19 protein-coding genes are annotated in these 22,995 nt (G+C 34.8%); 2 read left to right on the top strand and 17 right to left on the bottom strand.

Annotation, left to right across the window (positions count from 1 at the left end; all coding sequences use genetic code 11):
• Positions 1-2: 2 nt before the first annotated feature.
• The 17 genes from G9F72_RS03340 to xdh all read right to left on the bottom strand — a co-directional run bounded on the left by G9F72_RS03340 (position 3) and on the right by xdh (position 20,016).
• Positions 3-839, bottom strand: coding sequence for an FAD binding domain-containing protein (locus G9F72_RS03340; protein WP_164959117.1), 837 nt, complete (start codon positions 837-839; stop codon positions 3-5).
• 265 nt (positions 840-1,104) lie between these two features.
• Complete coding sequence (locus G9F72_RS03335; protein WP_164959118.1) at positions 1,105-1,443, bottom strand: Zn-ribbon domain-containing OB-fold protein; 339 nt, start codon at positions 1,441-1,443, stop codon at positions 1,105-1,107.
• Positions 1,444-1,445: 2 nt separating this feature from the next.
• Positions 1,446-2,642: a thiolase C-terminal domain-containing protein gene (locus tag G9F72_RS03330; RefSeq protein WP_164959119.1), complete on the bottom strand. Its 1,197-nt coding sequence runs from the start codon at positions 2,640-2,642 to the stop codon at positions 1,446-1,448.
• Positions 2,639-3,313, bottom strand: a complete 675-nt coding sequence (locus G9F72_RS03325; RefSeq protein ID WP_164959120.1) for a hypothetical protein — start codon at positions 3,311-3,313, stop codon at positions 2,639-2,641. Before G9F72_RS03325 ends, G9F72_RS03330 begins: the two co-directional genes overlap by 4 nt.
• A 55-nt stretch (positions 3,314-3,368) precedes the next feature.
• On the bottom strand, positions 3,369-4,160 hold the full coding sequence (locus G9F72_RS03320) for a cyclase family protein (protein ID WP_164959121.1): 792 nt from the start codon (positions 4,158-4,160) through the stop codon (positions 3,369-3,371).
• Positions 4,161-4,174: 14 nt separating this feature from the next.
• Positions 4,175-5,599 carry a DUF1116 domain-containing protein gene (locus tag G9F72_RS03315; protein ID WP_164959122.1) on the bottom strand — a complete coding sequence of 475 codons (1,425 nt, stop codon included), beginning with the start codon at positions 5,597-5,599 and terminating at the stop codon, positions 4,175-4,177.
• Positions 5,600-5,613: 14 nt separating this feature from the next.
• On the bottom strand, positions 5,614-7,182 hold the full coding sequence (gene fdrA / locus G9F72_RS03310; protein WP_164959123.1) for an acyl-CoA synthetase FdrA: 1,569 nt from the start codon (positions 7,180-7,182) through the stop codon (positions 5,614-5,616).
• The gene (locus G9F72_RS03305) at positions 7,160-8,254 is read right to left on the bottom strand and encodes a DUF2877 domain-containing protein (protein WP_224675939.1); all 1,095 of its coding nucleotides are present in this window, start codon (positions 8,252-8,254) and stop codon (positions 7,160-7,162) included. Before G9F72_RS03305 ends, fdrA begins: the two co-directional genes overlap by 23 nt.
• A gap of 63 nt (positions 8,255-8,317) precedes the next feature.
• Complete coding sequence (locus tag G9F72_RS03300; RefSeq protein WP_164959125.1) at positions 8,318-10,000, bottom strand: PucR family transcriptional regulator; 1,683 nt, start codon at positions 9,998-10,000, stop codon at positions 8,318-8,320.
• 32 nt (positions 10,001-10,032) lie between these two features.
• Complete coding sequence (locus G9F72_RS03295; protein WP_164959126.1) at positions 10,033-11,340, bottom strand: dihydroorotase; 1,308 nt, start codon at positions 11,338-11,340, stop codon at positions 10,033-10,035.
• 93 nt (positions 11,341-11,433) lie between these two features.
• A complete protein-coding gene (gene dpaL, locus G9F72_RS03290; protein ID WP_164959127.1) occupies positions 11,434-12,684 on the bottom strand; it encodes a diaminopropionate ammonia-lyase in 1,251 nt (416 codons plus the stop codon).
• A gap of 267 nt (positions 12,685-12,951) precedes the next feature.
• A complete protein-coding gene (locus tag G9F72_RS03285; RefSeq protein ID WP_164959128.1) occupies positions 12,952-13,974 on the bottom strand; it encodes a molybdopterin-binding protein in 1,023 nt (340 codons plus the stop codon).
• 29 nt (positions 13,975-14,003) lie between these two features.
• Positions 14,004-14,813: an XdhC family protein gene (locus tag G9F72_RS03280; RefSeq protein ID WP_164959129.1), complete on the bottom strand. Its 810-nt coding sequence runs from the start codon at positions 14,811-14,813 to the stop codon at positions 14,004-14,006.
• 4 nt (positions 14,814-14,817) lie between these two features.
• Positions 14,818-15,627 carry a selenium-dependent molybdenum cofactor biosynthesis protein YqeB gene (yqeB, locus tag G9F72_RS03275; protein WP_164959130.1) on the bottom strand — a complete coding sequence of 270 codons (810 nt, stop codon included), beginning with the start codon at positions 15,625-15,627 and terminating at the stop codon, positions 14,818-14,820.
• Entirely contained in the window at positions 15,620-16,216 is a 597-nt protein-coding gene (gene mocA / locus G9F72_RS03270) for a molybdenum cofactor cytidylyltransferase (protein ID WP_164959131.1), read from the bottom strand. Before mocA ends, yqeB begins: the two co-directional genes overlap by 8 nt.
• A gap of 396 nt (positions 16,217-16,612) precedes the next feature.
• The gene (yqeC, locus tag G9F72_RS03265; protein WP_164959132.1) at positions 16,613-17,347 is read right to left on the bottom strand and encodes a selenium cofactor biosynthesis protein YqeC; all 735 of its coding nucleotides are present in this window, start codon (positions 17,345-17,347) and stop codon (positions 16,613-16,615) included.
• Positions 17,348-17,457: 110 nt separating this feature from the next.
• Positions 17,458-20,016: a selenium-dependent xanthine dehydrogenase gene (gene xdh / locus G9F72_RS03260; RefSeq protein WP_164959133.1), complete on the bottom strand. Its 2,559-nt coding sequence runs from the start codon at positions 20,014-20,016 to the stop codon at positions 17,458-17,460.
• A 383-nt stretch (positions 20,017-20,399) separates the two neighbouring features.
• Here xdh and dpaL (G9F72_RS03255) point away from each other — a divergent pair, with 383 nt between their 5' ends.
• On the top strand, positions 20,400-21,611 hold the full coding sequence (gene dpaL, locus G9F72_RS03255; RefSeq protein WP_164959134.1) for a diaminopropionate ammonia-lyase: 1,212 nt from the start codon (positions 20,400-20,402) through the stop codon (positions 21,609-21,611).
• A 51-nt stretch (positions 21,612-21,662) separates the two neighbouring features.
• A complete protein-coding gene (locus G9F72_RS03250; protein WP_164959135.1) occupies positions 21,663-22,973 on the top strand; it encodes a YgeY family selenium metabolism-linked hydrolase in 1,311 nt (436 codons plus the stop codon).
• The last annotated feature ends 22 nt before the right edge of the window (positions 22,974-22,995 follow it).

Raw genomic sequence — 22,995 nt, 5'->3', positions numbered from 1 at the left:
AATTAATTTGCCCCCCCGAGATTCCTAAGAATTTCACTTGTCAAATATTCCACCATGGTTATCCTATACTCTTTAGTTGCACGTACATCGCTTATTGGCCTTATTTTACTCATAATATTATCAGTAATTTCTTTAATGTTATTTGTAAGTTCTTCTTTTCTATAGTTTCTAAAATCTTCAATTAATATTGGTGTTGGTGCAACTGCACCTAGAGATATTTTAAGTGTTCCATCATTTTTTAAAAATGCTCCCACACTTATTTGGGCAAGGTCATGACCCTTTATTCTTGACTTTTTAAGATACCTTCCTGTACCAACTGTGGGTGGAAAAATAATTCTTGTTACAATTTCATTTCCTTTTATGGCGTTTTTCTTTACTCCAAGAAAAAATTCCCTTAAAGGCACTTCTCTTTTACCATTTATTGAATAAGCTTCAACCCTGCCTTCCAGTACTAAAGACGCTGGTAACATATCACCACCCGGTGAGGAATTGCAAATGTTTCCTATCAGCGTTGCTCTATTTCTAAGCAAACTATTTGCAAGCGTTTTTGCAGCCTCAACTAGAATACTGTAATTTGCTTTTACATCACCTGACTCTATTACTTCATTTAAACATACTGCTGCACCTATGGACAGTCCGTTTGCATCAGTATAAGTAATATTCGAAAGTTCCTTTATTGCCTTAATATCAATTAAATATTTACATATTATTGCTCTATCCTTCAGTGCTATGATTATGTCTGTTCCCCCAGCTAGAATCTTTCCATCACTTCCATACATATCTAAAAGTTCGGCTGCCTCATTTAAGGTTTCTGGCCTTAGATACTTAATATCCTGCAATTTAATCCCCCCATTTTTATAAAATTTTATCATCAATAGCCATCTTAAATATTAAAAATAATAAATTTAAGATGACTTTTTTAACACTTAATAAGGAGTTATTTACTTATTCATAGTATCTTTAGTAATCTGGTAATCCTGCAAGAGATACGAACCATTGTATTTATGTTTATAGGGACAGTTACTAAGAAATTAAAGAGTCGTCTCCTTTGACAACCAGTACTTAGTAACTGTCCCTAATGTTAAACAAATAAAAAGTTAACTATTATATTGCTTTGAAAATAAATCCGTAATAATCCTTACCAATGCCTTCTTTTACAACTCCTACTGTTGACATAAGCTTCATCCCTATCTGAGGGTTTTCTACTTCAAGTTGTCCACTTACAACAAGGCCATTTGTGAATTTAACAATTCCAAAACCCATATATGGTTTCATATATCCCTCTGGAAGATTATATACTTTTGTATAAGTTACAAGGGTTACTTCACCATCTAGTGGAACTTCTTCAAACTTTCTATTTCCACACTTTTTACATACATAATGCTTAGGATGGTGAAGTTCACCACAAGCTGTACATTTATAAGCATACATTTCTTGTTCCATAATTATGATTCCTCCTTAGTGAGTATAATTGCAACTACATTATTACCAAACCCACCAAAGTTAACTGTTAATCCAGACTTAGCACCCTCTACTTGACGTCCTGTAGCTTCTCCTCTTAATTGTTTTACAATTTCTACAACCTGAGAAACCCCCGTTGCGCCAAGTGGATGACCCTTTGCTTTTAAGCCTCCTGAAGTGTTAATTGGAATAATACCTCCAATCTTTGTCTCACCATTTCGTGCTGCTATATGACCCTCACCCCTCTCAAAAAAACCAACCTCTTCAGATTCAACTATCTCCAGTATTTGGAAGGCATCATGAAGCTCTGCAACATCAATATCCTTTGGAGTAAGTCCAGACATTTTATATGCCATTTGTGCTGCAAGACGAACTGCAAGTAGATCAGTAGGCACTTCTCTTTCAGCTACTGCGTGCGTATCTGTCGCTTGCCCTATGCCTGCTATTTTTATTGGTTTTTTAATAAATCTATCTGCTTTGTCCATGGCACATAATAAAACTGCCGCTGACCCGTCAGATACAGGACAACAATGATACATTCGAAGTGGCTCTGCAACATATGGGTTCATTATATGTGCATCCTCATCCTCTGTTATGCAATACAGATTAGGCACCACGTGTATATGTGCTACTGGATTATGGGTTGCATTTTCATGATTTTTAACTGCTACTATTGATAAATCCTTTTCAGTTACTCCATATTTCTCCATACATAATTTTGTAAATAGTCCTGCAAAAGCTGGTAAAGTTAGCCCATAGTTATATTCAGCTTCTGGATGAAGCATTGTGGCAACAAAATCTGTTCCCTCCCAACCGCTAACAACCCTCATCATTTCTCCACCAACCACAAGAACACAATCACACATACCACTTGCTATAGCCATATATCCAAGTTTTATAGCGGATGCTCCTGAGGCTGGACCATTTTCTATTGTTTCAGCCATTGCTGGTCTTAAATTCAAATAATCCACAAGCGCTGAGGCAATACCGCTTTGTTTATTAAGGATACCAGCGCCCATAGTTGATACAAAAACCTGATCAACACCGTGTCCAATACCTGTTTTTACACCAGCATCATCTAGTGCCTGCACAGCAGCCATACTTAGCATATCAGTGAATGTCCCGCCTGACATTTTACCAAATTTACTATGGCCTATCCCTACAATACCAACTTCTCTCATCTTTTATATCCTGGAATTTGAGCATAAGTTTCTGGAAGCATTGGGTGCTCTGCAGTTTTAAGTAGTTCTTCAGATACTGGACGGCGGCCACCTAGTTTAGTACCTTTATGTTTTTCCCACAAGGCTTTAGTTAACACATAGGTTGGTACTCCACCTAGCTCATGCCAAGTTTCTGGTCTTGATTCAAGTTCATATTCAATCATCCATCTCTTGAATCCATTTGGACTCTCGGCAACAATTAGTACTTCTTCTTGATTTAAGAAGTCCAAATGATATTCCATTTTTGCTGCAAATAATTGTGCTCCAATTCTAAGCCCTTGCTTTAATGTCATGGTATGATATGACATACCTACTTTATCATCAACTAAACGTCCATTAACAATACCGACTAAAATTCCATCTATTGTTCCAATTAGGCAATATTCATCCTTTACTCTATATCTGTAGTAACCTAAAAGTTCAGAGTATATTCTAGATGCGACAATATCATAAAAATCAACTTCCACTGTCATAAGTGGCTTTACCGCTTCTAAAATATGTGGCACTTCTTCCCTTTTGATTTGGCGAATTACTAATTTTTCTCCAGTGGCCATTGTAATATACTTAGCTGGATAAGGCACCATTTCTGACTCTACTGGCCTCAAACTTTGTTCCATTTTATCTACTATCATTATTTATCATCCTTTCAAATTCGTATTTTTTTCAAAAACTACTCTTTATCAAAAGCTATTCTGCGTCAAAAGCTACTATACGTGATATGCAGGATTCTCCACCTTCAAATCTCCATGGGAAGCAGCCTATTATTAATCTCTTACCTAGAACTTTATCAATATCTCCGCCAATGTTTTCAGCATGAATAATATTAATAGGGAATAAGTCATAATGCATTAATTGATAATCATCCTCTGGCCAAAAATCTTCTATGCCCTTACCATATTTAGCTTTCAAATATTTATCTGCGCGCCTTGCTTCCTTCGGAGCCCATTCACGAATCTTTGTGTTCATCGGATGATCTGCAGAACCACAGTCAACGCCTATCCATTTAAATTCCATTTCCTTACACCAATTTGCAAATTCCTTTGTAGGTCCTGGATGTCTCATCATTACTCTTTCCTCATCTGCCTCTGGTTCATCCCAGCCATATTTATGATAGCCGGTATGTATAATTAAAATGTCACCTTTTCTAACATCTGCCCTATCCATTATGTCCTTTGAAGTATATATTCCATAATCCTCAGCTATATCTGAAATATCAACAACAACTCCAGGTGCCACAAGTTCTTCAAGTGGAATACTTGCTATATCTCTTCCATGTGTACAAAAATGTAGGGACCCATCAAGGTGAGTACCAACATGATTTGAATGAGTTAGTACCTGGCCATTTGCACCATTGGATGAAAGTCTTTTGAAAAACTTAATTTCAAGTGGTTCATAAGTTGGCCACGCTGGTGTTAAATGGCTAATTTTTTGAGTTAAATCATACATTTTTACATTTTTAAAAGCATCAATAATATTCATAATATACCCTCCATTTATAATAAATTATTTTCAACTGTTTTTTTAATAAAAGAGGTAAGCGCATCTTCAAAACATTTCATTGGAGGATGAACTATGCCTGCCCCTACTTGCCCAACACCGGCTCTATTACATGCAATTCCAGTATTAATTACTGGTAATATTCTTGTTTCAATAACTTTTCTAAGATCAATTCCAGTTGGTGTTCCCCTAAAATTAATATTTGGTATTTTAAAGGCATTATTTTCGCCGCAGGTTATTTCGTACATGCTGGTCGTGTAATTTATAGCATCCTTTGGTGTTCCTCCTACAAATTGAACAATTGCTGGAGCAGTTGCCATAGCAAATCCACCTATTCCTGCTGTTTCTGTTATACAGCTATCTCCAATATCAGGATTCGCATCCTTTTCCTCAAAGCCTGGAAAATAAAGACCATTCACCAGTTCGCAAGGTGCGGTAAACCATTCATCTCCTGTACCGGCTACCCTTATACCAAAATTAGTACCATTCCTTGACATTGTATAAACTACAGTGCTATTTGGAATATCACTTAGTGGGTCTAAGCTACATTTACATGCTGGCATGGATACATTTAGGAAAAAATGATCGTTTTTATCTATAAAGATTAGTACTGCAGCTTTTTCATCATCGGAAAATTTGGTTTTAACAATACAAGGTGCAAGTTCCCTAAATAATAAGGATGTTCCTGCCTTGTTTCTGTTATGTCCTTCATCACCCATTTGAAGACTTTGAGCTATTATAGTTTTTAAATCTACAGTTCCCTTTATTTCCAGAGCTTCCCTAAGTACCGGTGCAAGTACCTTTTCCATCCAATTAAGTCTATCAATGACTTCTGGGCTAAATGCTCCAAACCTTAGTACCTTACCTAAACCTTCGTTCAATGTACAATATGCAAAATTTCCAAAGGTCTTATTTTGCAAAATCCAAACTGGCATTGAACTTGTAACTACCCCTGCCATGGGTCCTACTGTGGAATGATGATGACAGGAATCAAATAATATCTCCCCAGAAGACGCAAGCCTCCTTCCATCTTCTTCATTTGTCGCTAATTTTTCATATATAAGTCCACCAACAATTGCGCCTTTAAGTGGTTCACTCATTTCACCCCAAGATATAGGTGGGCCTGCATGAAGAATTGTCTTTTTTGTCATGCCTGGTATATGAGTTCCTGCGGTGCCTATACCAACAATTATTGGTTGTGCTGCAAGAAGTCTTGTAAGTGCCTCCTTGTTTGCAATTTCAATTTTTTCACTTATGCTGGCTGCTTCTAAAACAGAAAGCTTTTTACTTGCCTCGCTTGGCGGTCTCCAATTAACATGCATACTCTCTACATTTTGCTTCTTTAAATCACTATGGAAAGACGGTAGTCCCATATTTATAACCTTAAGTTTCATACTGAATAATTTATTTATCTTAGGCAATGCACACACCTCCCTTATCTTTTATTTAATCTTCCGAGAATTAATGAGGATAGTTTAACGGCTTGAGCATTAGATGGCATTAGTATAACCCCTACATTTTCTAGCATTTCATGTTGGTATTTGTAATTTTGAGGGTCTCCTTCTGTACCACATATATAGCCAATTACACATAAATATTTATTTTTGTTTTGCATAGCTTTTTTTGCATCTATTATAGATTGAAGCATTTCGCCAGCTGGATCTATGTTTGATCCATAACCCAGCACAAAATCCATAAGTACTATAGCAACTTCATCATCCGCAGCTTCCTTAGGTAGTCTTTCTACCCTAGCCACTGGATCTATCATAGGATGTGGCTTTCCAACAGTGAAATCATCGTCCCCTAGGTCAACAATTGTGTGTTCCACGCTTTTGTGCACATCGGCGAGTTTAAGTTCAGCTGACAAGGGGATATTAGAGTATATCCTATAGCCCTCCGTGCGTAGCATCTTCATTGCTTCATCCGCCAAGGTTCCACCGGTATATAGTGCTCTCAGATACTTCTGGCCACTACTAAACTTTTTATATTCATCTTGAACAATTGTATCAATTTCCAGATCTGATAATGTAAAGCCAGTAAAATCGTATATTTTTTTACCATTTGATAGCAATACTGCCTTTCTTGCTGCATCCTCTAAATTCACACATGAGTACGCACCCTGATTTTCAATAACGCATCTATCGCCACCTATAAAGCTTACAACAACTGGCTTATCTGTGGTCCTCACCATATTCAATATTTTTTCTGCCACTTCTGGTGCTGGTGGTTTAGATATTAAAACTATAACCTTTGTATCGTAGTCATCTATTAAGGCCTTAAAACCCTCAATCATCATAATTCCGCCAACTTCACTTTTAAGATCTCTTCCACCTGTTCCAATAACCTGAGATACTCCACCACCCATTTTATCTATAATAACAGTAACCTCCTGTGTTCCTGTACCAGAGGCCCCCACAATACCTATGTCACCCCTTCTCACAACATTTGCAAAACAAAGGGGTACACCATTAATAATTGCAGTTCCACAATCTGGTCCCATAACTAAAAGTCCCTTATCTCTGCCTATTTCTTTTAACTCAATTTCTTCTTCTACTGTCACATTATCGCTAAATAACATTACATGAAGGTTATTATCTAACGCTTTTTTTGCTTCATATGCAGCGTATTTTCCAGGCAAGGATATAATTGCCATGTTAGCTCCTTCTAGATGCACAATCGCAGCACTAAGCGTTGTGGGTTTATACTCGCTGGCCAAGTCATTGTCAGGCCCCTTAGTATTTAATAGTTCATTAACCTTTTCAACTATGATTTCTAATGCATTTTCATCATCACTCCATGCCGCTATGAAAAAATCATTTGGTGTTAAGGCCATTACTGCGTCATTTGATAATCCTAAATTTTCTGTTAGCTCTTTATTCAGATCTGTTCCCATACCAACTATAACTTGTTTGACATTTGGCATTTTTTTAATTTCCTTACTTATTAACATGAGTGCCACCGAATCATAGTAAGTATTTTTTCTAATATCCACGCAATGATTCATTTATCCAAACCCTCCTATACCTTAAATTAGTCAAAATCTTAAGTCCTACATAAATTCCAAATGTTGTGTCAGTTCCAGATGTTTCACCATATCCAATAACCTCTGTCAGTGATTTAATAATATTTTTATGATTCTCATCCTCATTATCATCATCAAAGTTTAAAATTACTGCCATTAGATTCTTCACAGCCTCATTTATCTCTCCCACTGATGAATGCCTTAACATTTCAGAGCTAACTCTAGTTGTTTTATGTAATCCCGAGCTAATTATTTTACTGTTAAAATCATATATTTGTTCAAGATTTAACTTATAATAAGTTCCCATATATATGTATGAAATCATTAACCCGCTAATAAAATCATCCATGGCTGGTGTAAGTCCATAGCCAAAACCTATAACACTCTGTGCTATATTTCCTATTCCAATCACATCTGCTCTTAGAAAAGCTTGAATAAAATTCATAAACCTATCCACTATAAATTCAAAGCTTTTATCAAAAGTATCTTCATGAAAAGCAACTAATTCAAGGTCTGGTAGTTTACCTGCAATCATATTTACAAGTGGCCCCATACCATAGTTCTTTCCAAGTGTTTTTACCCCTTGTCCAATAATCTTTATGTTCTCTAAAAGTTGATATTCTAAGCAGTTTGAAGTATTTGTCTCTACACAGGAAGACCACTTTTCAACATTATTCATGGTTATAAATAAATTCACTTCTGCACAATAAATTTTACTTTCACTAAATTCGAATATCAAATTTTGTGTTATATCTAGACCCCTAAAATCAACTTGTTCTAATCCATCCACAACTATACTCATTGGGGACATTTTTTTTCCACTGCTTAGCAGTGTTATGAATAAGCCATCACATTCAATGTTACATGCACTTTTAAATACAGAGTGAACATATCCGCATATGGTTCCTCTTTTCAAAATGATCTTTTGTAGATTTTCGCATATAAATAATCCTTTCAATAAAATCATCCCTTTATATTTAAATCTTATTGTCCAATTTCTATTTTTATTCATTAATACCTTTATATGTATTTCATAAACATTCTTATAATTCATTGTTAACATTTACTAATTACAAAAAAAATAACAAAAGCTGACTCACAAGGAGCCAGCTTTTTACTATATTTGTATTAAGTCCATTGCCTTAAGTGCAATTTCAAGATTAAGTCTACTGTCCCCATTCTCTAAATCAAGGCCAGTAATATCCTTTATTTGTTGTACCCTATATATGATTGTATTATAATGCATGTACATTTTTTCAGATATTTTTTTCATATTTCCATCGCATTCAAAATATATTCTTAAGGTTTTGATAAGTTCTGAATTATTTATCTTATCATATTCTATAAGTGGCTTTATTGTATCTGAACAAAATTCAATAAGTTCACCCTGAAGACCCTCAAATGCCAGAATTCTATACAGTCCTAAATCATCGTAGTGTTTAATATTTCTGATATTTGTTTTGCTTAAATTTTCAACAATTAATTTTGCTTGCCCATGGCTTTTATATAATTGTTCAACCTTGTCATAGGAACGTCCTATGCCTATTGTTATCTTATTTCCATCAAATTTTTTCAAGGCCTCCTCTAGTATCTTCTGACAAAAATTAATTACCTCATTCTTTATTGTTTGAGAATTTTTATTTTTCTCACTCCCATAAAGTATTAATATTCTATCACTTTTATCCACATATACTATTCTTTCTCTTTGACGCTTTGCTATTCTACCAATTATAAACAATAAATCACTTATGCTCTCCTGGGATGAACTTACCTTATCAATTATCAGTTTACTTAAAGAATAAATATCTTTTAAAAAAATTACTATTACTGTATATTTAAGTGTTTTGTAAAATTTAAATGTCTTTGCTCTCTCTATTGCTCTTTTCTGCCTATTTTCATTATCACTAAGTAAATCATCAAAAAACTCAAGTTTATAATTGTTCTCCATATTATATAGTGAAAGCTTTTTAACAAAATCCAGCGCTATTATATGTACATATGATTCTATAAGCATATTATCTAGGGGAGTTAAATTCTTTTTATCAAGCCAAATAAAAATATATCCATATTCTACGTTTTCTATAATTATTGGAATTGATACCCTTTCAATAATCCTTCCTCGAATCTCATCCACACGTACTTTATAACTTCCTTCATCATCATAATTGCTCTCTTCACTATACTTAAGACTTATATGCTCATATATAATATTATCAATTATATTTCTATCCTCTTCATTACAAATGATTTCACAACTATCACTCATATTTTCGTATATAGCTAAAGAATTACCTATATTTTCATAAAGCTTTGTAGCTATTTCCTTTAGACTACCACCCTTCATCATTATGTTCATGACTTCCCTGTTAAATCCGTTAATTTTTATGAGCATATTCATTTGATCATTAATTACCTCAGTAAGTATAGTTGATATTACATCAGTATGAGAAACACAAAAGGGTACTTCGATAATGGGAAATCCTAATTCATCTGCTAGCTCAATAATATCACAAGGTAGTTCACTAACATATCTACCTACCTTAATGCCAAGTCCAGCAACACCTTTTGCATTTAATTTAGGGATAAGTTCAATAAGTATTTTAATATTATCCTTTATAGAGTAGGCAGTTGTAAGTAAAAACTCTCCCGGGCTAACCCACTCTATAATATCAGGTACCTCCATAACATTTACTTTTGTAATTCTTTTAGACATGCCTCTAGCTCCAGCTAAAATTTTAGCCCCATTAAATGTCTCAAGGGTTAATAATTTTTCTAAGGAAATTCCCAAATATCGATACAAGTAATCACATCCTTTGTTTCCATCAATCTAACTTACTTCAACTGACGACTCAAATATTCACCCTTTCCCCCTATAAAAACACCATCTTTAACTACAAATTTGCCCTTAGAAATAGTAGAACAAACCTTACCTGTTAGCTCCATATCATTGTATATATTGTAGTCCACATTTGAGTTATTTTCCTTTATAATATAATGCACATTCTTGTCAAATATAACTATGTCTGCATCTGCGCCTGGAAGTAGTGTTCCTTTTTTAGGCCATAATCCATGTACCATTGCAGGGTTTTTCGTGAACTTATCAATTATTTTTTCCCCGAACCTTGCGTACATAAGTGGAAAAGAATATTCTACTCCCCCTATACCCATGGGAACCTCATCAACAAATTCCCTGTTTTTCTCCGTGGAGTTAAATGGACAATGATCTGTGCCTATTGTAAAAACATTATCTATTTCATCATTTAATTTTTTAACTTCTCTATCACTTCGAAGTGGTGGGGTCATGGTGAACAAATATCCATTTCTCTGTAGATATTTAGAAGAAGAAAAAATAAAGTAATGTGGACAACTTTCAATGATAAAATCCTTATTGAGAATAGATTTATAATTTTCTTTAAGTCTCTCAATAGTTGTGCCACAATTGGTATGAACAATATACATCCTTCCATCTCTATACTTAGTCATTTCAGCAAGCTTTATTACCTCACTTATTTCTGCCAATGCAGGTCTCGAGCTTTCATGCTGTGACACATGTATTTTTCCACCTTCAAGTATCAGTCCATCATTTTCTGAATGCGCAAGTAAAAGGGTTCCTGTTTCTTTAGTATTCCTGAGTAGTCTATCTATAGTTCTATCATTTGTACGCCTATCAGAACTTGAATAAGTAGTAAATAACTTTATTGTAGGAATTCCTAAGTTTTTAGCTTCATTCATAAAACTAATAGGGTCTTCATCTAAACCCGCAATTGTTGCATGAAACGCATAATCAGTTACACTGTTCAAAGCCAGAGCCCGTCTTTCCACAAAAGCTTTTTTTAAAGCTATATTATTTTTTACTGGGTCTAAAAAATCAATATATGTGGTAATACCACCAAAAGCTGCGGTTTTTGATCCATTATAAAAATCATCTACTGAAGTATTTTTTCCACATGTAAGTTGAAAATGAACATGAGGATCAATAAAACCGGGTAATATGTCTCGTCCCTTTGCATCATATTCTTCACTAGCTTCGAGTGTTGCATGGGAAATCGTTGATATTTTATTATCCTTTATATACAGATTGCCTTCATACCAATGACCTTCTATATAAATCCTTCCATTTACAATGCCTAAATCAAACATCCACTACACCTTCCCCTCTGTTTATAAAGCAAATGCATATACATAAAAAATCCTTTTGAATAGATGGAAATAGTTGTCTCTCATCTGTTTATTTTAATGGGTCTCACAATCAAAGCATGGCAGTTCATACATACCATCCCAAAGTATATCTCTATAATTTATGGGATCTGTATCTCCTTCAGTACTAAATAAAAGTACAATAGAATTTTTATCTAATTTAAGCTGTTTTTTTATGGACTCTACGTGTTTTTTTTGCATAAGAATGGATAATAAGCCTATGCCAACAGCTCCTGATTCTCCTGAAACAATTTTTTCATCCTGCCCTAGTGGATTTGCTAGAACTCTCATTCCTCTTGCAGTTACATAATCAGGGCATGTACAATAGCAATATGCAAAATCTCTTATTATCTCCCACCCCATAGGAATAGGTTCTCCACAAGCTAGTCCTGCCATAATAGAGTGAAGTGTTCCTTCTACCTTATGTGGACTTCCATCATTAATGGATGCTGACTTAAACATACATGCTGCATTAGTTGGTTCCATAATTGTTACTATTGGATGATTATCCTTATATAAATTCACATATGCTCCCAGTACCCCTCCTGCCATAGCTCCTACCCCTGCTTGGAGAAAAACATGAGTGGGCCTAGAAACTCCTAAATCATTAAGTTGCGAAAAAGCCTCATATCCCATATCAGAATAACCCTGCATAATCCACATAGGTATTTCAGTGTAGCCCTCCCAAGATGTATCTTGCACCATTTGCCAACCATTATCCTTAGCCTTTTGCAAAGCATATCTAACGGTATCATCATAGTTTAAATCAGTTACTTCTGCCTCTGCACCTAAGTCTTTAATAGCTTGTACACGTCTTATTGCTGTACCCTTTGGCAAATATATTACTGCCCTTTGACCTAATTGCTTCGCAGTCCAAGCCACTCCTCTGCCATGGTTACCATCTGAACAGGTAACAAAAGTAATTTCTCCAATCCTTTTACGTACCACACTAGACTTCAAATCTTCAAAACTTGTATCTTCTATATCTACACCTAGTTTTTGGCATAAAAACTTACCAATGGCGTAGGATGCACCTAGCATCTTAAAGGAGTTTTGGTCTATTCTTTTAGATTCGTCCTTAACAAATATATTCCTTACGCCAAGCTCAGTGGCTAAACACTTAAGATCCACTAATGGAGTTATGTTATAATCTTTAATGGTTTCATGGAAGGATCTTACCTTTTGTAACTCATCCTCACATAAAAATGCTGGATAATTGGCTTTTTTATCTCTATGCATATTTTTAGAAAAAATAGCTTGTATTTTATTTTCATGTAATAAATTCATAAATATCACCTATTCCTTTTGTATTGAAATTTTTAATCTCAAGTCCAATTATTTCCAATAATTATTATGCCTTTTGTTGTTATAACATTTATATTTAATTTTTTCTATTACCAATATCATATTTACAAACAGATAAAAAAATTACATAACCGTGAAAATAAAAACAAAGCATAGCCCTCCAAAATGGATGGCAGTGCTTTGTTAAGCACCTTTTTTAAGCACTTCCAGGCTTTACCTGCTATTTAATATTATTAAATCCTTACTTATTTAAACTCCTTTTCCAAAGGCACAATCAGGATATTTGCACTCCTCACATTCATTGCAAAGTCCGCCATGTCCATAAGCAGCAAAATCAGCAAAGCACAATCTTTCCCTTGCAAGTATTCTTGGCAAAACCAAATCAAAGATAGTTGTTCTACTATACATTACGCATCCTGGAAGTCCAAGTATTGGAATATCCCCACAATAAGCTAATAAAAACATTGCTCCTGGAAGCACTGGTGCACCATAAGTTATAAGCTCTGCTCCTGTTTTTAAAATTGCTGATGGAGTAACATCATCAGGATCTACTGACATACCACCTGTACAAATTACCATGTCAGCGCCCTTTTCTATCCATGCTTCAATTGCTTCCTTTATCTTATTCTCATCATCTGCAAGTATAGATTGTCCAATTACTTCGCAACCGTATTCCTCAACTTTTCTTCTTATTACTGGGCCAAAAGCATCCACTATTCTACCGTGATACACTTCACTGCCTGTAGTAACAATTCCAACTTTCATTGGCGTAAAGGGTAATATACTTACAATTTTCTCATCACCTATTAAAGTCTCTGCTCTTTTTATTTTAGCCTCCTCAATTACAAGAGGAATAACTCTTGTGCCTGCAACCTTTTGTCCCTTTTTTACAGGGTAGTTATTATGCAATGTAACTAAAATTATCTCCCCTAATGAGTTAAGCTGGTATAATAGGTTTGTATTAATTACAAGCAGTCCTGGGTAATCTGCTATAAAATTAATTTTTCCCTCTTTTACTTCACTAAAGGTAAGTCCAGCTCCTGCTGTAAGGGCTCTCAAACGTTCTGCCGCATCATTTTCATGAAGAAATCCTTCTTTTTTCTCCCAAACAAATAGATTTTCTTTGCCTATGGAAAGTAATACTGGTATATCTTCCTCTTTAATTATATGTCCTTTTTTAAATGCTACATCCTTTATTACTCCTGGAATAATTTGTGTAATATCATGACATAAAACCGATCCAACTGCCTCACTCACTGGTATTTTTTTCATATCAGTCACCTCTAATTATTATAGTATATCTAAAAATCCACCTTTTTTATGTCCTTTAAATGTTGCAGCGAACCACTATTTTTAACCAATAATATTTCACTCATAATCCCAAGGGCAATTTCATTTGGCTCTTCTGAAGAGATATTAATTCCTATTGGTGCATATACCTTTTTTAATGCTTCTTTTCCAATTCCTTCACTAATTAGATTATTCATAACAAATTCTGTTTTTTTCTTACTTCCGATCATTCCAATATAAGCAGCTTCAGATTCTGCAGTAACCTTAAGCGCATCCGCATCACATTTATGACCTCTTGTTACAATGATAATATAGGTATTTTTGTTAATAGGATAACTTGAAACCTTTTCCCCAATATCTCCTACAATTATTTCATCGGCGCAGGCAAATCGCTTTTCATTTGCAAATTCTTCCCGATCATCAAATATTACAGTATAAAAATCTAATAGCTTTGCCAGCTTAAAAAGCTCTACTCCTATATGCCCAGCACCTATTATAAGCAGCTTTGATCTAGGTTTAAATATCTTTACATATAAAATAGCTTTGCCTCCGCACTGCATATGCAAATCACCTTCATCGTTCAACTGGAATTCAAATTCTCTATCAGTTTCTTCCTTAATACATTCTATAGCTTTTTCTATCACCGCATACTCAATATTACCTCCACCAACACTTCCCTCAATTGTTCCATCTTCCCATACTGCCATAAGAGAACCTTTTTTCCTTGGGGTAGAGCCCTTTATATCCGTAATGGTCACTAAAGCCGCCTTGTGTCCACTTGCTAAGCTCTCATAAACCTCTTTTAAAATTCTCTCTTCCATATTATTAACCCTCCATAGTTTGAGTCATTAAATACAGTACCGCTTCCAATACTCCACCTGCTATGTTTCTTGCTTTATCAGAAATGGTATAACAATTTATTTTTTCAGGCAGCCTTGGATCAATATCTGCAATTTTAAACCCATAAGGTACAATACTTCCATTGCGTAATATTCCTCTTAATAATCCTGCCATTGTTGCTTTTATTTCGGTTTCTCCTATATAAGCAATAATTTCATCCACTTGGACCACAGAACCAATACCCGCAACATTCTTCATTACTCCACTGCAGGGGGAATGTATAACTCTTTCTTTAGAATAACCCATAATGGTACCTGGAATCCCAGTATTTTTCTCCGCTTCTCCGTGAAAAATCAATCTACCAAGATCATGCCCTCTAGCAGTCTCAATCACCACATCTACATCAATACCTGCTGTAAATCCAGGTCCAAGAGCAATAGTTATATCTGCCATATCCCTTGTTGTTCCCATATTTTTCTTAGCAATAATAGCATCTACTACAATTTTAGGTTTTATTATTTTAATATATTTACCTTGTTCATCTATAACAACTGGAACTTTTTTCCTAGTCCAGGCATTTTCTATTTCACTTAAAGAGCATACATGCACCGCTGTAATTCCTTCTATTTCTACTAGTCCTTGATATATCGCTTCACTAAAAGAAACATTTCGCCTTATAGAAGTAGGTTTTGCTACTTCTAAAACTAAGACCCTAAACCCACTTCTATGCAACTTTTGAATTGTACCAGATGCTAAATCTCCTCCACCACGTATAATGACAATATCATTAAACATATTCATTATTCTCCTCTAGTTTTAGAATATACTCATAATTTTCATTAGTATCAACATCAAATAATGCCCAACTATCACATATTTCTATAAATTTAACCCCATATAAATTTTTATTTATTATTGTTTTTCCGCCAACATCTCCCTGTAACTTTAAAAAGTCTTCCTTAAAGCTGTAAGGAAATATTACAGGATTCCCTCGCCTTCCATTACATCGAGGAACTATTATATAAGTCGAATCTTCTGTAAACTCACGGGTTAAGCTTTTTACTGTATCTACATCTAAAAAAGGTTGATCTGCAGTGAAAAACATATATCCATCTGTTTTTGAAGCATTCCTTACACCCAATTTAATAGATTCACTTATTCCCTTAACTGCCTTTTTATTCTCAATAACCACTAACCCATGCCTATTCCCGATTTCTAATATTTTTTCGTCTCTGCCTACAAGAATAATCTCTGAAAACCCACACTTTTCAATAGTTTCTATAGTGTTCTCTATCAGAGATTCTCCCCTATATTTTAAAAGAAGCTTATTCTTACCCATTCTCCTTGAGTACCCTGCTGCTAATATTATCGCGCTTATGCTCATTATATCACCCACTTTCGCTCTTAACTACATTTAATTCACTAAATTTCTTCTTTTTTACAGACTACTCTGTACCCGCATTTTAAATGCAAAATAAGTTTTATAGAACCATAATTTATGCAATGAAAATTTACCGTAAACATACTATAACGAGTACTGAAGTAGTATGGAATTTATCCGGAGTGACTTGCAATACGAAACGACAAACTATTGAAATTTGATTTAGAAATTCTTCTTTTGTAAATATAAAATTCTCGTGAGCCTGCCAGGACGGCAGGCTAGCGAACCTGAGGCAGGACGCCGAATGTGAGTGTTAGAGAATTTTAGATTTGCAAAAGATTAGAATTCTTAATTAAATTTCTTATTTGGAGTTCGTTTGCAAGGCACGCAGGAGAAATTTCATACTTTACTGTAATATACGTCAGTTTTTAAACTTCCAATGATTACACTATTTAATAACTGCTTATTCACTAAATTTACTTGCTTAACCAAGGACTTAGCTAATATTAAATCATTGGGTCCTTCTACTTTATTGATATATAATATTTTATCCCCTATGGCTGACTTAAACAACCCTCGCGGATGTAATATTAACTTAGATAGGTGTTCAAGTTTAACAGTATCTCCCTCATGGGTCCCTGTTAATTCACAGAATATCTCACTTCTATGAATATTATCCTCATTAATTATTATCCCTAATGATTGTATATCCATAATTCCTATAGTTTTTGTAGTTTTTTCGTATATAACTGGCTCAAATTCATTCCATGCTTTTAGCTGTTTTTCCTTTGCTCCATCTGCTTCTATTAATGTATAGTCAAAATGTGGTGCAAGCTTATCTAGCTCGCTTTTGCTTAGTCCTAATATTTTCTTATCCTTGTTTACACCTAACCCTAATACATAAATTCCGTTTTCCTGCATGGCCATATACCTAGGCAAACTTTCACTATCAGTGCAGATAAAATCATACTTATTATCTAATGGAATAAATATCTTAGTAGTTGTAGTTACTAACACCTTATTATTCAGCCTTAGTTCTTCTGCAAGTTTAAACATCATTGTAGTTTTTCCACCTGCGCCTACAAAAGATATAATTTCTTTTTTCTTTAATTCCATATAATTATTCACCTTCATAATAGCACCTACTTAATTTAAAGTACTTAAATATACAAAATAAGTCCATCAAGACCCATTTTGTATATTTCTCTAGTATTCGTTTAAAACCTTTTATAATCTAAAATAATTTATTTTTTCTTACTGTAGGGTGTATTGCAAAGAGGAAGCTTCGTCCTAAATTCTCCATCATAATTATAATAAGCACCAGCTACAGCAGGAGCAGTAGGTATTGAGCATATCTCACCTATTCCTTTTGCACCATATGCAAGTTTAGTATTTCCTCTACCTAATATAATAGATTGTATTTTTGGTACCTCTGTTGCTTTAAATAATCCTAGTGTTGCAAATTTTGCCGTTGGCATACTATCAATAAGCGGATAATCTTCTGTTAGTGCATATCCAAGACTCATAACAACGCCACCCTCAATTTGCCCCTCTATATTTTTCGGATTTACAGCAGTACCAACATCATGAACTGCAATAACTTTTTCAAGTTTACCCTCATCATCCAAAATAACAACTTGGGTTGCATATCCATAGGATACATGACTAACAGGGTTTTGCTTAATTGAATTCATCTTATCAGTTATTCCTTTAAATTCTCCGTAAAATTCTTCACCCTCTAAATTTTCTAATGTTTGATAGCTTAGTGCATCCTGAAGTTGCACAGCTGCTCTTTTAGCTGCTTCACCTGTAAATAGTGTTTGACGTGACGCAGTTGTATTTCCTGAATCAGGGCAAGTCAAAGTATCTGGCGCTGCATGTATAACACTACTCCCTGGCATATTAAGCGTTTCACAAACTATCTGCGTTAATACAGTCCCAAGTCCTTGTCCAATACAAGCGGCACTTGTATGAATATATACTTTGCTATCCTTTATAATCAATTTACAACGCCCAATATCAGGAAGTCCAACCCCTATTCCACTGTTTTTCATAGCACAAGCTATTCCTGCTTTAGGATTTTCTTCACATATTTTTTTTACTGCATCTAGTGTCTCCACAAGCGCTGTGGATGGATCTGCGATTTGACCATTAGGAAGTATTTGCCCTGGTCTGATAGCATTTCTATACCTTATCTCAAAGGGACTTATTTTAACCATTTGCGCAAGCTGATTTAAATTACACTCTGTTGCAAAACAACTCTGTGGCACTCCAAATCCCCTAAACGCACCAGCTGGTGGATTATTTGTATATACTGCTTTCCCAACTATATCCACATTATGATAATTATATGGACCCGCTGCGTGAGTACAAGCTCTTTGCAGTACAGGACCGCCTAGTGAAGCATAAGCTCCTGTATCAGCAATTATAATAGCTTTCATAGCAGTCAAATATCCGTTTTCATCACAAGCGGTTGTAACCTCCATCTCCATTGCATGACGTTTTGGATGTACCATTATACTTTCTTTTCGACTTAGGGAAACCTTTACACGTTTGTTTGATATATAAGCAAGAATGGCAGCATGGTGTTGAACACTCATATCTTCTTTTCCACCAAACCCACCGCCAACTATTTTACTTATAACTCTTACTTTGCTTTGATCTATTCCTAGTGCTTCTGCACATTCCTTCCTTGTTTGATAAATTCCTTGGTCTGCGCAATATATTATTATTCCACCATTTCCATCGGGGTTTGCAACTGCTGTTTCAGTTTCTAAAAAAGCATGTTCTGTAAATGGTGTGCTATATTTATTAGTTACTACATATTTTGAACTCTTTATATATTTGTCTGCATTACCAAATACCAGATTTTCAGTTGTAAGTACATTACCACTTGCATGTAATTCTGGGGCATCTCCCTTTAACGATTCGTAAGGATTTGTAATAGGGGTTAATTCTTCATAATCAATTTTAACTAATGCTTTAGCTTTTTCCAATATTTCTGGGGTCTGGGCCGCAATTAAAACTATAGCATCTCCTATGCAGTGAGTTATCTTACCACGAGGTATTAGTACATCCCAATCCTTTACAATATGTCCTAGTTTTTGACTTCCAGGAAGCTCATCCGCTGTAATTGCTAAATAAACACCTTGCAAATTTTTAGCTTCACTAATGTCTATACTCTTTACTAGGGCACGTGGATATATAGTTCTTACTGCTCCACCGTAAATCATGCCCTCTATTCGCATATCATCTACATATTCTGCTGTGCCGAGAACTTTAGATGCAGCATCAATTCTATTTAAATTCTCTCCAACAAGTGCACTACAAGTCTCTTTAGGTACTTGTGTATTCTCTCTTAAAATTTTAGCAGCGAGTTTCACTGCCTGTATTATTTTTACATATCCAGTGCAGCGACAAATATTATTTTTCAAGGCATTTTTTATTTCTTGTTCTGTTGGATTGTCTACCTTATCAATCAACCCTTTTGCACTTATAACCATTCCTGGAGTACAAAAGCCACATTGTACTGCTCCAGATTCCATAAAAGCATATCCATATACATCTTTTTCTCTATCTGAGATACCATCAACGGTTATAATATTTTTATCTACAAGTTTACTTGTTTTTAACACGCAGGCTTTTTTTGCAATTCCGTCAACTAGTACCATACAGGTTCCACAAGCACCTTCAGAGCAACCATTCTTAACTGAAGTTAAATTCAAATCTTCTCTTAAAAAAGTAATTAATTTTTTATCTTCCTTGGCCTGAACACTATTACCATTTACAACAAATTTAAACATTATTGCCACCTCATTTTATGTATTTTTAAAATAAGATATAAAAGCTTTAATCAATTAATTGATTATTCTTATTGTTTATATTTTCTAAATTCATTTTATCATTATTTTCTGACTATAGTCAATTATTTTTCAAAATATTTTTGTATTTTTAAAAAAATTTTGCAAATATCATTGATTTTAGAAATAAATGTTGATATACTGAATTTATACAATATTTATAAAATTCTTTAAATTTTCCACTTTATTATTTAATTAGAGGCATCTGTAATGAAATAGGTACCCCAGTTACATTGATGAGTAAAGACGAAAAAATAGAAACTATACAAAAATGTAAATATAAAAAATAAACTTTAACGTACCTTAATAAATTAGGAGGCCTTGCTATGAATAAAATAAAGTGGGTATCAAATAAACTACCCAAAACCGATAATGAAATGCTAGATATAATGTCCCCTGAAAAGGTGGCTAAAGCCACTGCTTTTCATAAAAGTTTCCCTCAATATAAACAGACACCTTTAGCTGAGCTAGATAATATGGCTAAATTCCTTGGGCTTAAAAATTTATATGTAAAAGATGAGTCTTTCAGATTTGGATTAAATGCTTTTAAAGTTTTAGGTGGATCTTTTGCTATAGGATGTTATATTGCGAAAAAATTAGGAAGAGATATATCCGAGCTTCCTTATAATACTCTTACGTCAAAAGAACTTCTTAAAGAATTTGGACAAACAACCTTTTTTACAGCAACAGATGGTAATCATGGAAGAGGTCTTGCATGGGCCGCTAATAAATTAAATCAGAAATGTGTTGTTTTTATGCCAAAAGGATCATCCGAAATTAGACTCCAAAACATTCAAAAGGAAGGCGCTACCGCTACAATAGAGGATGTAAATTACGATGAATGTGTTCGCATTGCAATGGCTGAATCAGCAAAAATCCCGAATTCTGTGGTTATTCAAGATACAGCTTGGGAGGGATACACAGAAATCCCTACTTGGATTATGCAGGGTTATGGAACAATGGCAAAAGAAGCCAATGATCAGCTTCATGCTGCGGGTTGTGATGCACCAACTCATATTTTCATACAAGCAGGTGTTGGTTCTCTTGCTGGAGCAGTTCAAGGATATTTTGCAAATATGTATCCTGAGAATCCCCCAACAGTAGTTGTAGTAGAACCAAATATGGCAGATTGTTTATTCCGCTCAGCTGAAGCTAAAGATGGAGACATAAGAATTGTTAGTGATAATATGCAAACCATTATGGCAGGCCTTGCCTGTGGTGAACCAAATACTATAGCCTGGGATATTTTAAAAAACAATAGTTCTTTCTTTATATCTTGCCCAGATTTTATTTCTGCTAAAGGTATGAGAATATACGCTGTACCTCTTAAGGGAGATCCTAAAGTTATTTCTGGTGAATCTGGAGCTGTTACAATGGGTATGATTTTTGAAATTATGAAAAATGATGACTTAAAAGATCTAAAAGAAGCTATAAAGCTTGATGAGAACTCAAGAGTTCTATTATTTTCCACCGAAGGAAATACTGATCCTGATTTTTTCCGTGAAATTGTTTGGAATGGTGATTATTCATCATTATAATATGTATTAATATTAGGTAAAAATTTATATTAATTATAGGAGGAATGTATTATGGATTTTAACGCTATTAAACAAAAATCAGAGGGTTATGAAGTTCAAATGACAAAATTTTTACGTGATTTAGTTGCTATCCCAGGTGAGAGCTGTGGAGAAGAGGGTGTTGTTAAAAGAATAGAGCAAGAAATGATTTCTCTTGGTTTTGACAGAGTAGAAATTGATCCACAGGGAAATATTTTAGGTTATGTTGGAACAGGTAAAACTCTTATAGCGTTTGATGCTCATATTGACACTGTTGGTCTTGGTGAACTCAGTAACTGGACTTTTGATCCCTACATTGGTTATGAAAATGAGGAAGAAATTGGTGGACGTGGTACGTCTGACCAACTTGGTGGTATCGTATCATCTGTATACGGCGCTAAGATAATGAGAGATCTTGGCATGTTAAGCGAAGACTACACAGTTCTCGTAGTTGGATCAGTACAGGAAGAGGACTGTGATGGAAACTGCTGGCTGCACATCATAGAACAGGACAAGATCAAACCTGAATTCGTTGTAAGCACAGAGCCAACTGATAGCGGTATCTACAGAGGACATAGAGGACGTATGGAAATCCGTGTTGATGTTAAGGGTGTTTCATGCCACGGTTCAGCTCCAGAAAGAGGAGACAACGCAATATACAAAATGGCTGAAATATTAATGGATGTCAAAAACCTTAACACAAATGATGCTGCTGATTCTACAGAAATCAAAGGTCTCGTAAAAATGTTAGAAGAAAAATACAACCCTAATTTCAAAGAAGCTCAATTCTTAGGACGTGGTACTGTAACTACATCAGAAATATTCTTTACTTCACCAAGCCGTTGCGCTGTAGCTGACTCTTGCTCAGTTTCATTAGACCGTCGTATGACATCTGGAGAAACTTGGGAAAGCTGCTTAGAAGAAATTCGTCAACTTCCAGCTGCTAAAAAATACAATGCAGAAGTTACTATGTATAAATATGAGAAAGCTAGTTGGACTGGACTTTCATACCCTCAGGATTGCTACTTTCCTACATGGGTTATTCCTGAAGATCATGATGTTGTTAAGGCAATGGAAGAATCCTACAAAGGAATGTACGGAACAACAAGAAGCGGTGCTGTTAGCACTGATGCAATGAGAAAAGCTCGTCCGCTTACTGATAAATGGACATTCTCAACAAACGGTGTTGCTATAATGGGTCGTCATGGAATACCATGCATAGGATTCGGACCTGGCGCAGAATCTCAGGCACATGCTCCAAATGAAATAAGTTGGAAAGAAGACTTAGTTAAATGTGCTGCTGTATATGCTGCTCTTCCAACAATTTATTGCAAAAATAAATAATTCTAAATATAAAGGAGTGTTT

This window comes from Clostridium estertheticum (assembly GCF_011065935.2).
Lineage (GTDB): Bacteria > Bacillota > Clostridia > Clostridiales > Clostridiaceae > Clostridium_AD > Clostridium_AD estertheticum_A.
The sequence above is the reverse complement of the archived record's forward strand: the minus strand, read 5'-3'. Positions and strand labels throughout refer to the sequence as shown.

Excerpts from the sequence above, each read along its gene's own strand:
- G9F72_RS03335 (WP_164959118.1), bottom strand. The coding sequence starts at position 1,443 with ATGGAACAAGAAATGTATGCTTATAAATGTACAGCTTGTGGTGAACTT.
- G9F72_RS03330 (WP_164959119.1), bottom strand. The coding sequence starts at position 2,642 with ATGAGAGAAGTTGGTATTGTAGGGATAGGCCATAGTAAATTTGGTAAA.
- G9F72_RS03325 (WP_164959120.1), bottom strand. The coding sequence starts at position 3,313 with ATGATAGTAGATAAAATGGAACAAAGTTTGAGGCCAGTAGAGTCAGAA.
- G9F72_RS03320 (WP_164959121.1), bottom strand. The coding sequence starts at position 4,160 with ATGAATATTATTGATGCTTTTAAAAATGTAAAAATGTATGATTTAACT.
- fdrA (WP_164959123.1), bottom strand. The coding sequence starts at position 7,182 with ATGAATCATTGCGTGGATATTAGAAAAAATACTTACTATGATTCGGTG.
- G9F72_RS03305 (WP_224675939.1), bottom strand. The coding sequence starts at position 8,254 with ATGAATTATAAGAATGTTTATGAAATACATATAAAGGTATTAATGAAT.
- G9F72_RS03295 (WP_164959126.1), bottom strand. The coding sequence starts at position 11,340 with ATGTTTGATTTAGGCATTGTAAATGGAAGGATTTATATAGAAGGTCAT.
- dpaL (WP_164959127.1), bottom strand. The coding sequence starts at position 12,684 with ATGAATTTATTACATGAAAATAAAATACAAGCTATTTTTTCTAAAAAT.
- G9F72_RS03285 (WP_164959128.1), bottom strand. The coding sequence starts at position 13,974 with ATGAAAAAAATACCAGTGAGTGAGGCAGTTGGATCGGTTTTATGTCAT.
- G9F72_RS03280 (WP_164959129.1), bottom strand. The coding sequence starts at position 14,813 with ATGGAAGAGAGAATTTTAAAAGAGGTTTATGAGAGCTTAGCAAGTGGA.
- yqeB (WP_164959130.1), bottom strand. The coding sequence starts at position 15,627 with ATGTTTAATGATATTGTCATTATACGTGGTGGAGGAGATTTAGCATCT.
- mocA (WP_164959131.1), bottom strand. The coding sequence starts at position 16,216 with ATGAGCATAAGCGCGATAATATTAGCAGCAGGGTACTCAAGGAGAATG.
- yqeC (WP_164959132.1), bottom strand. The coding sequence starts at position 17,347 with ATGAAGGTGAATAATTATATGGAATTAAAGAAAAAAGAAATTATATCT.
- xdh (WP_164959133.1), bottom strand. The coding sequence starts at position 20,016 with ATGTTTAAATTTGTTGTAAATGGTAATAGTGTTCAGGCCAAGGAAGAT.
- dpaL (WP_164959134.1), top strand. The coding sequence starts at position 20,400 with ATGAATAAAATAAAGTGGGTATCAAATAAACTACCCAAAACCGATAAT.
- G9F72_RS03250 (WP_164959135.1), top strand. The coding sequence starts at position 21,663 with ATGGATTTTAACGCTATTAAACAAAAATCAGAGGGTTATGAAGTTCAA.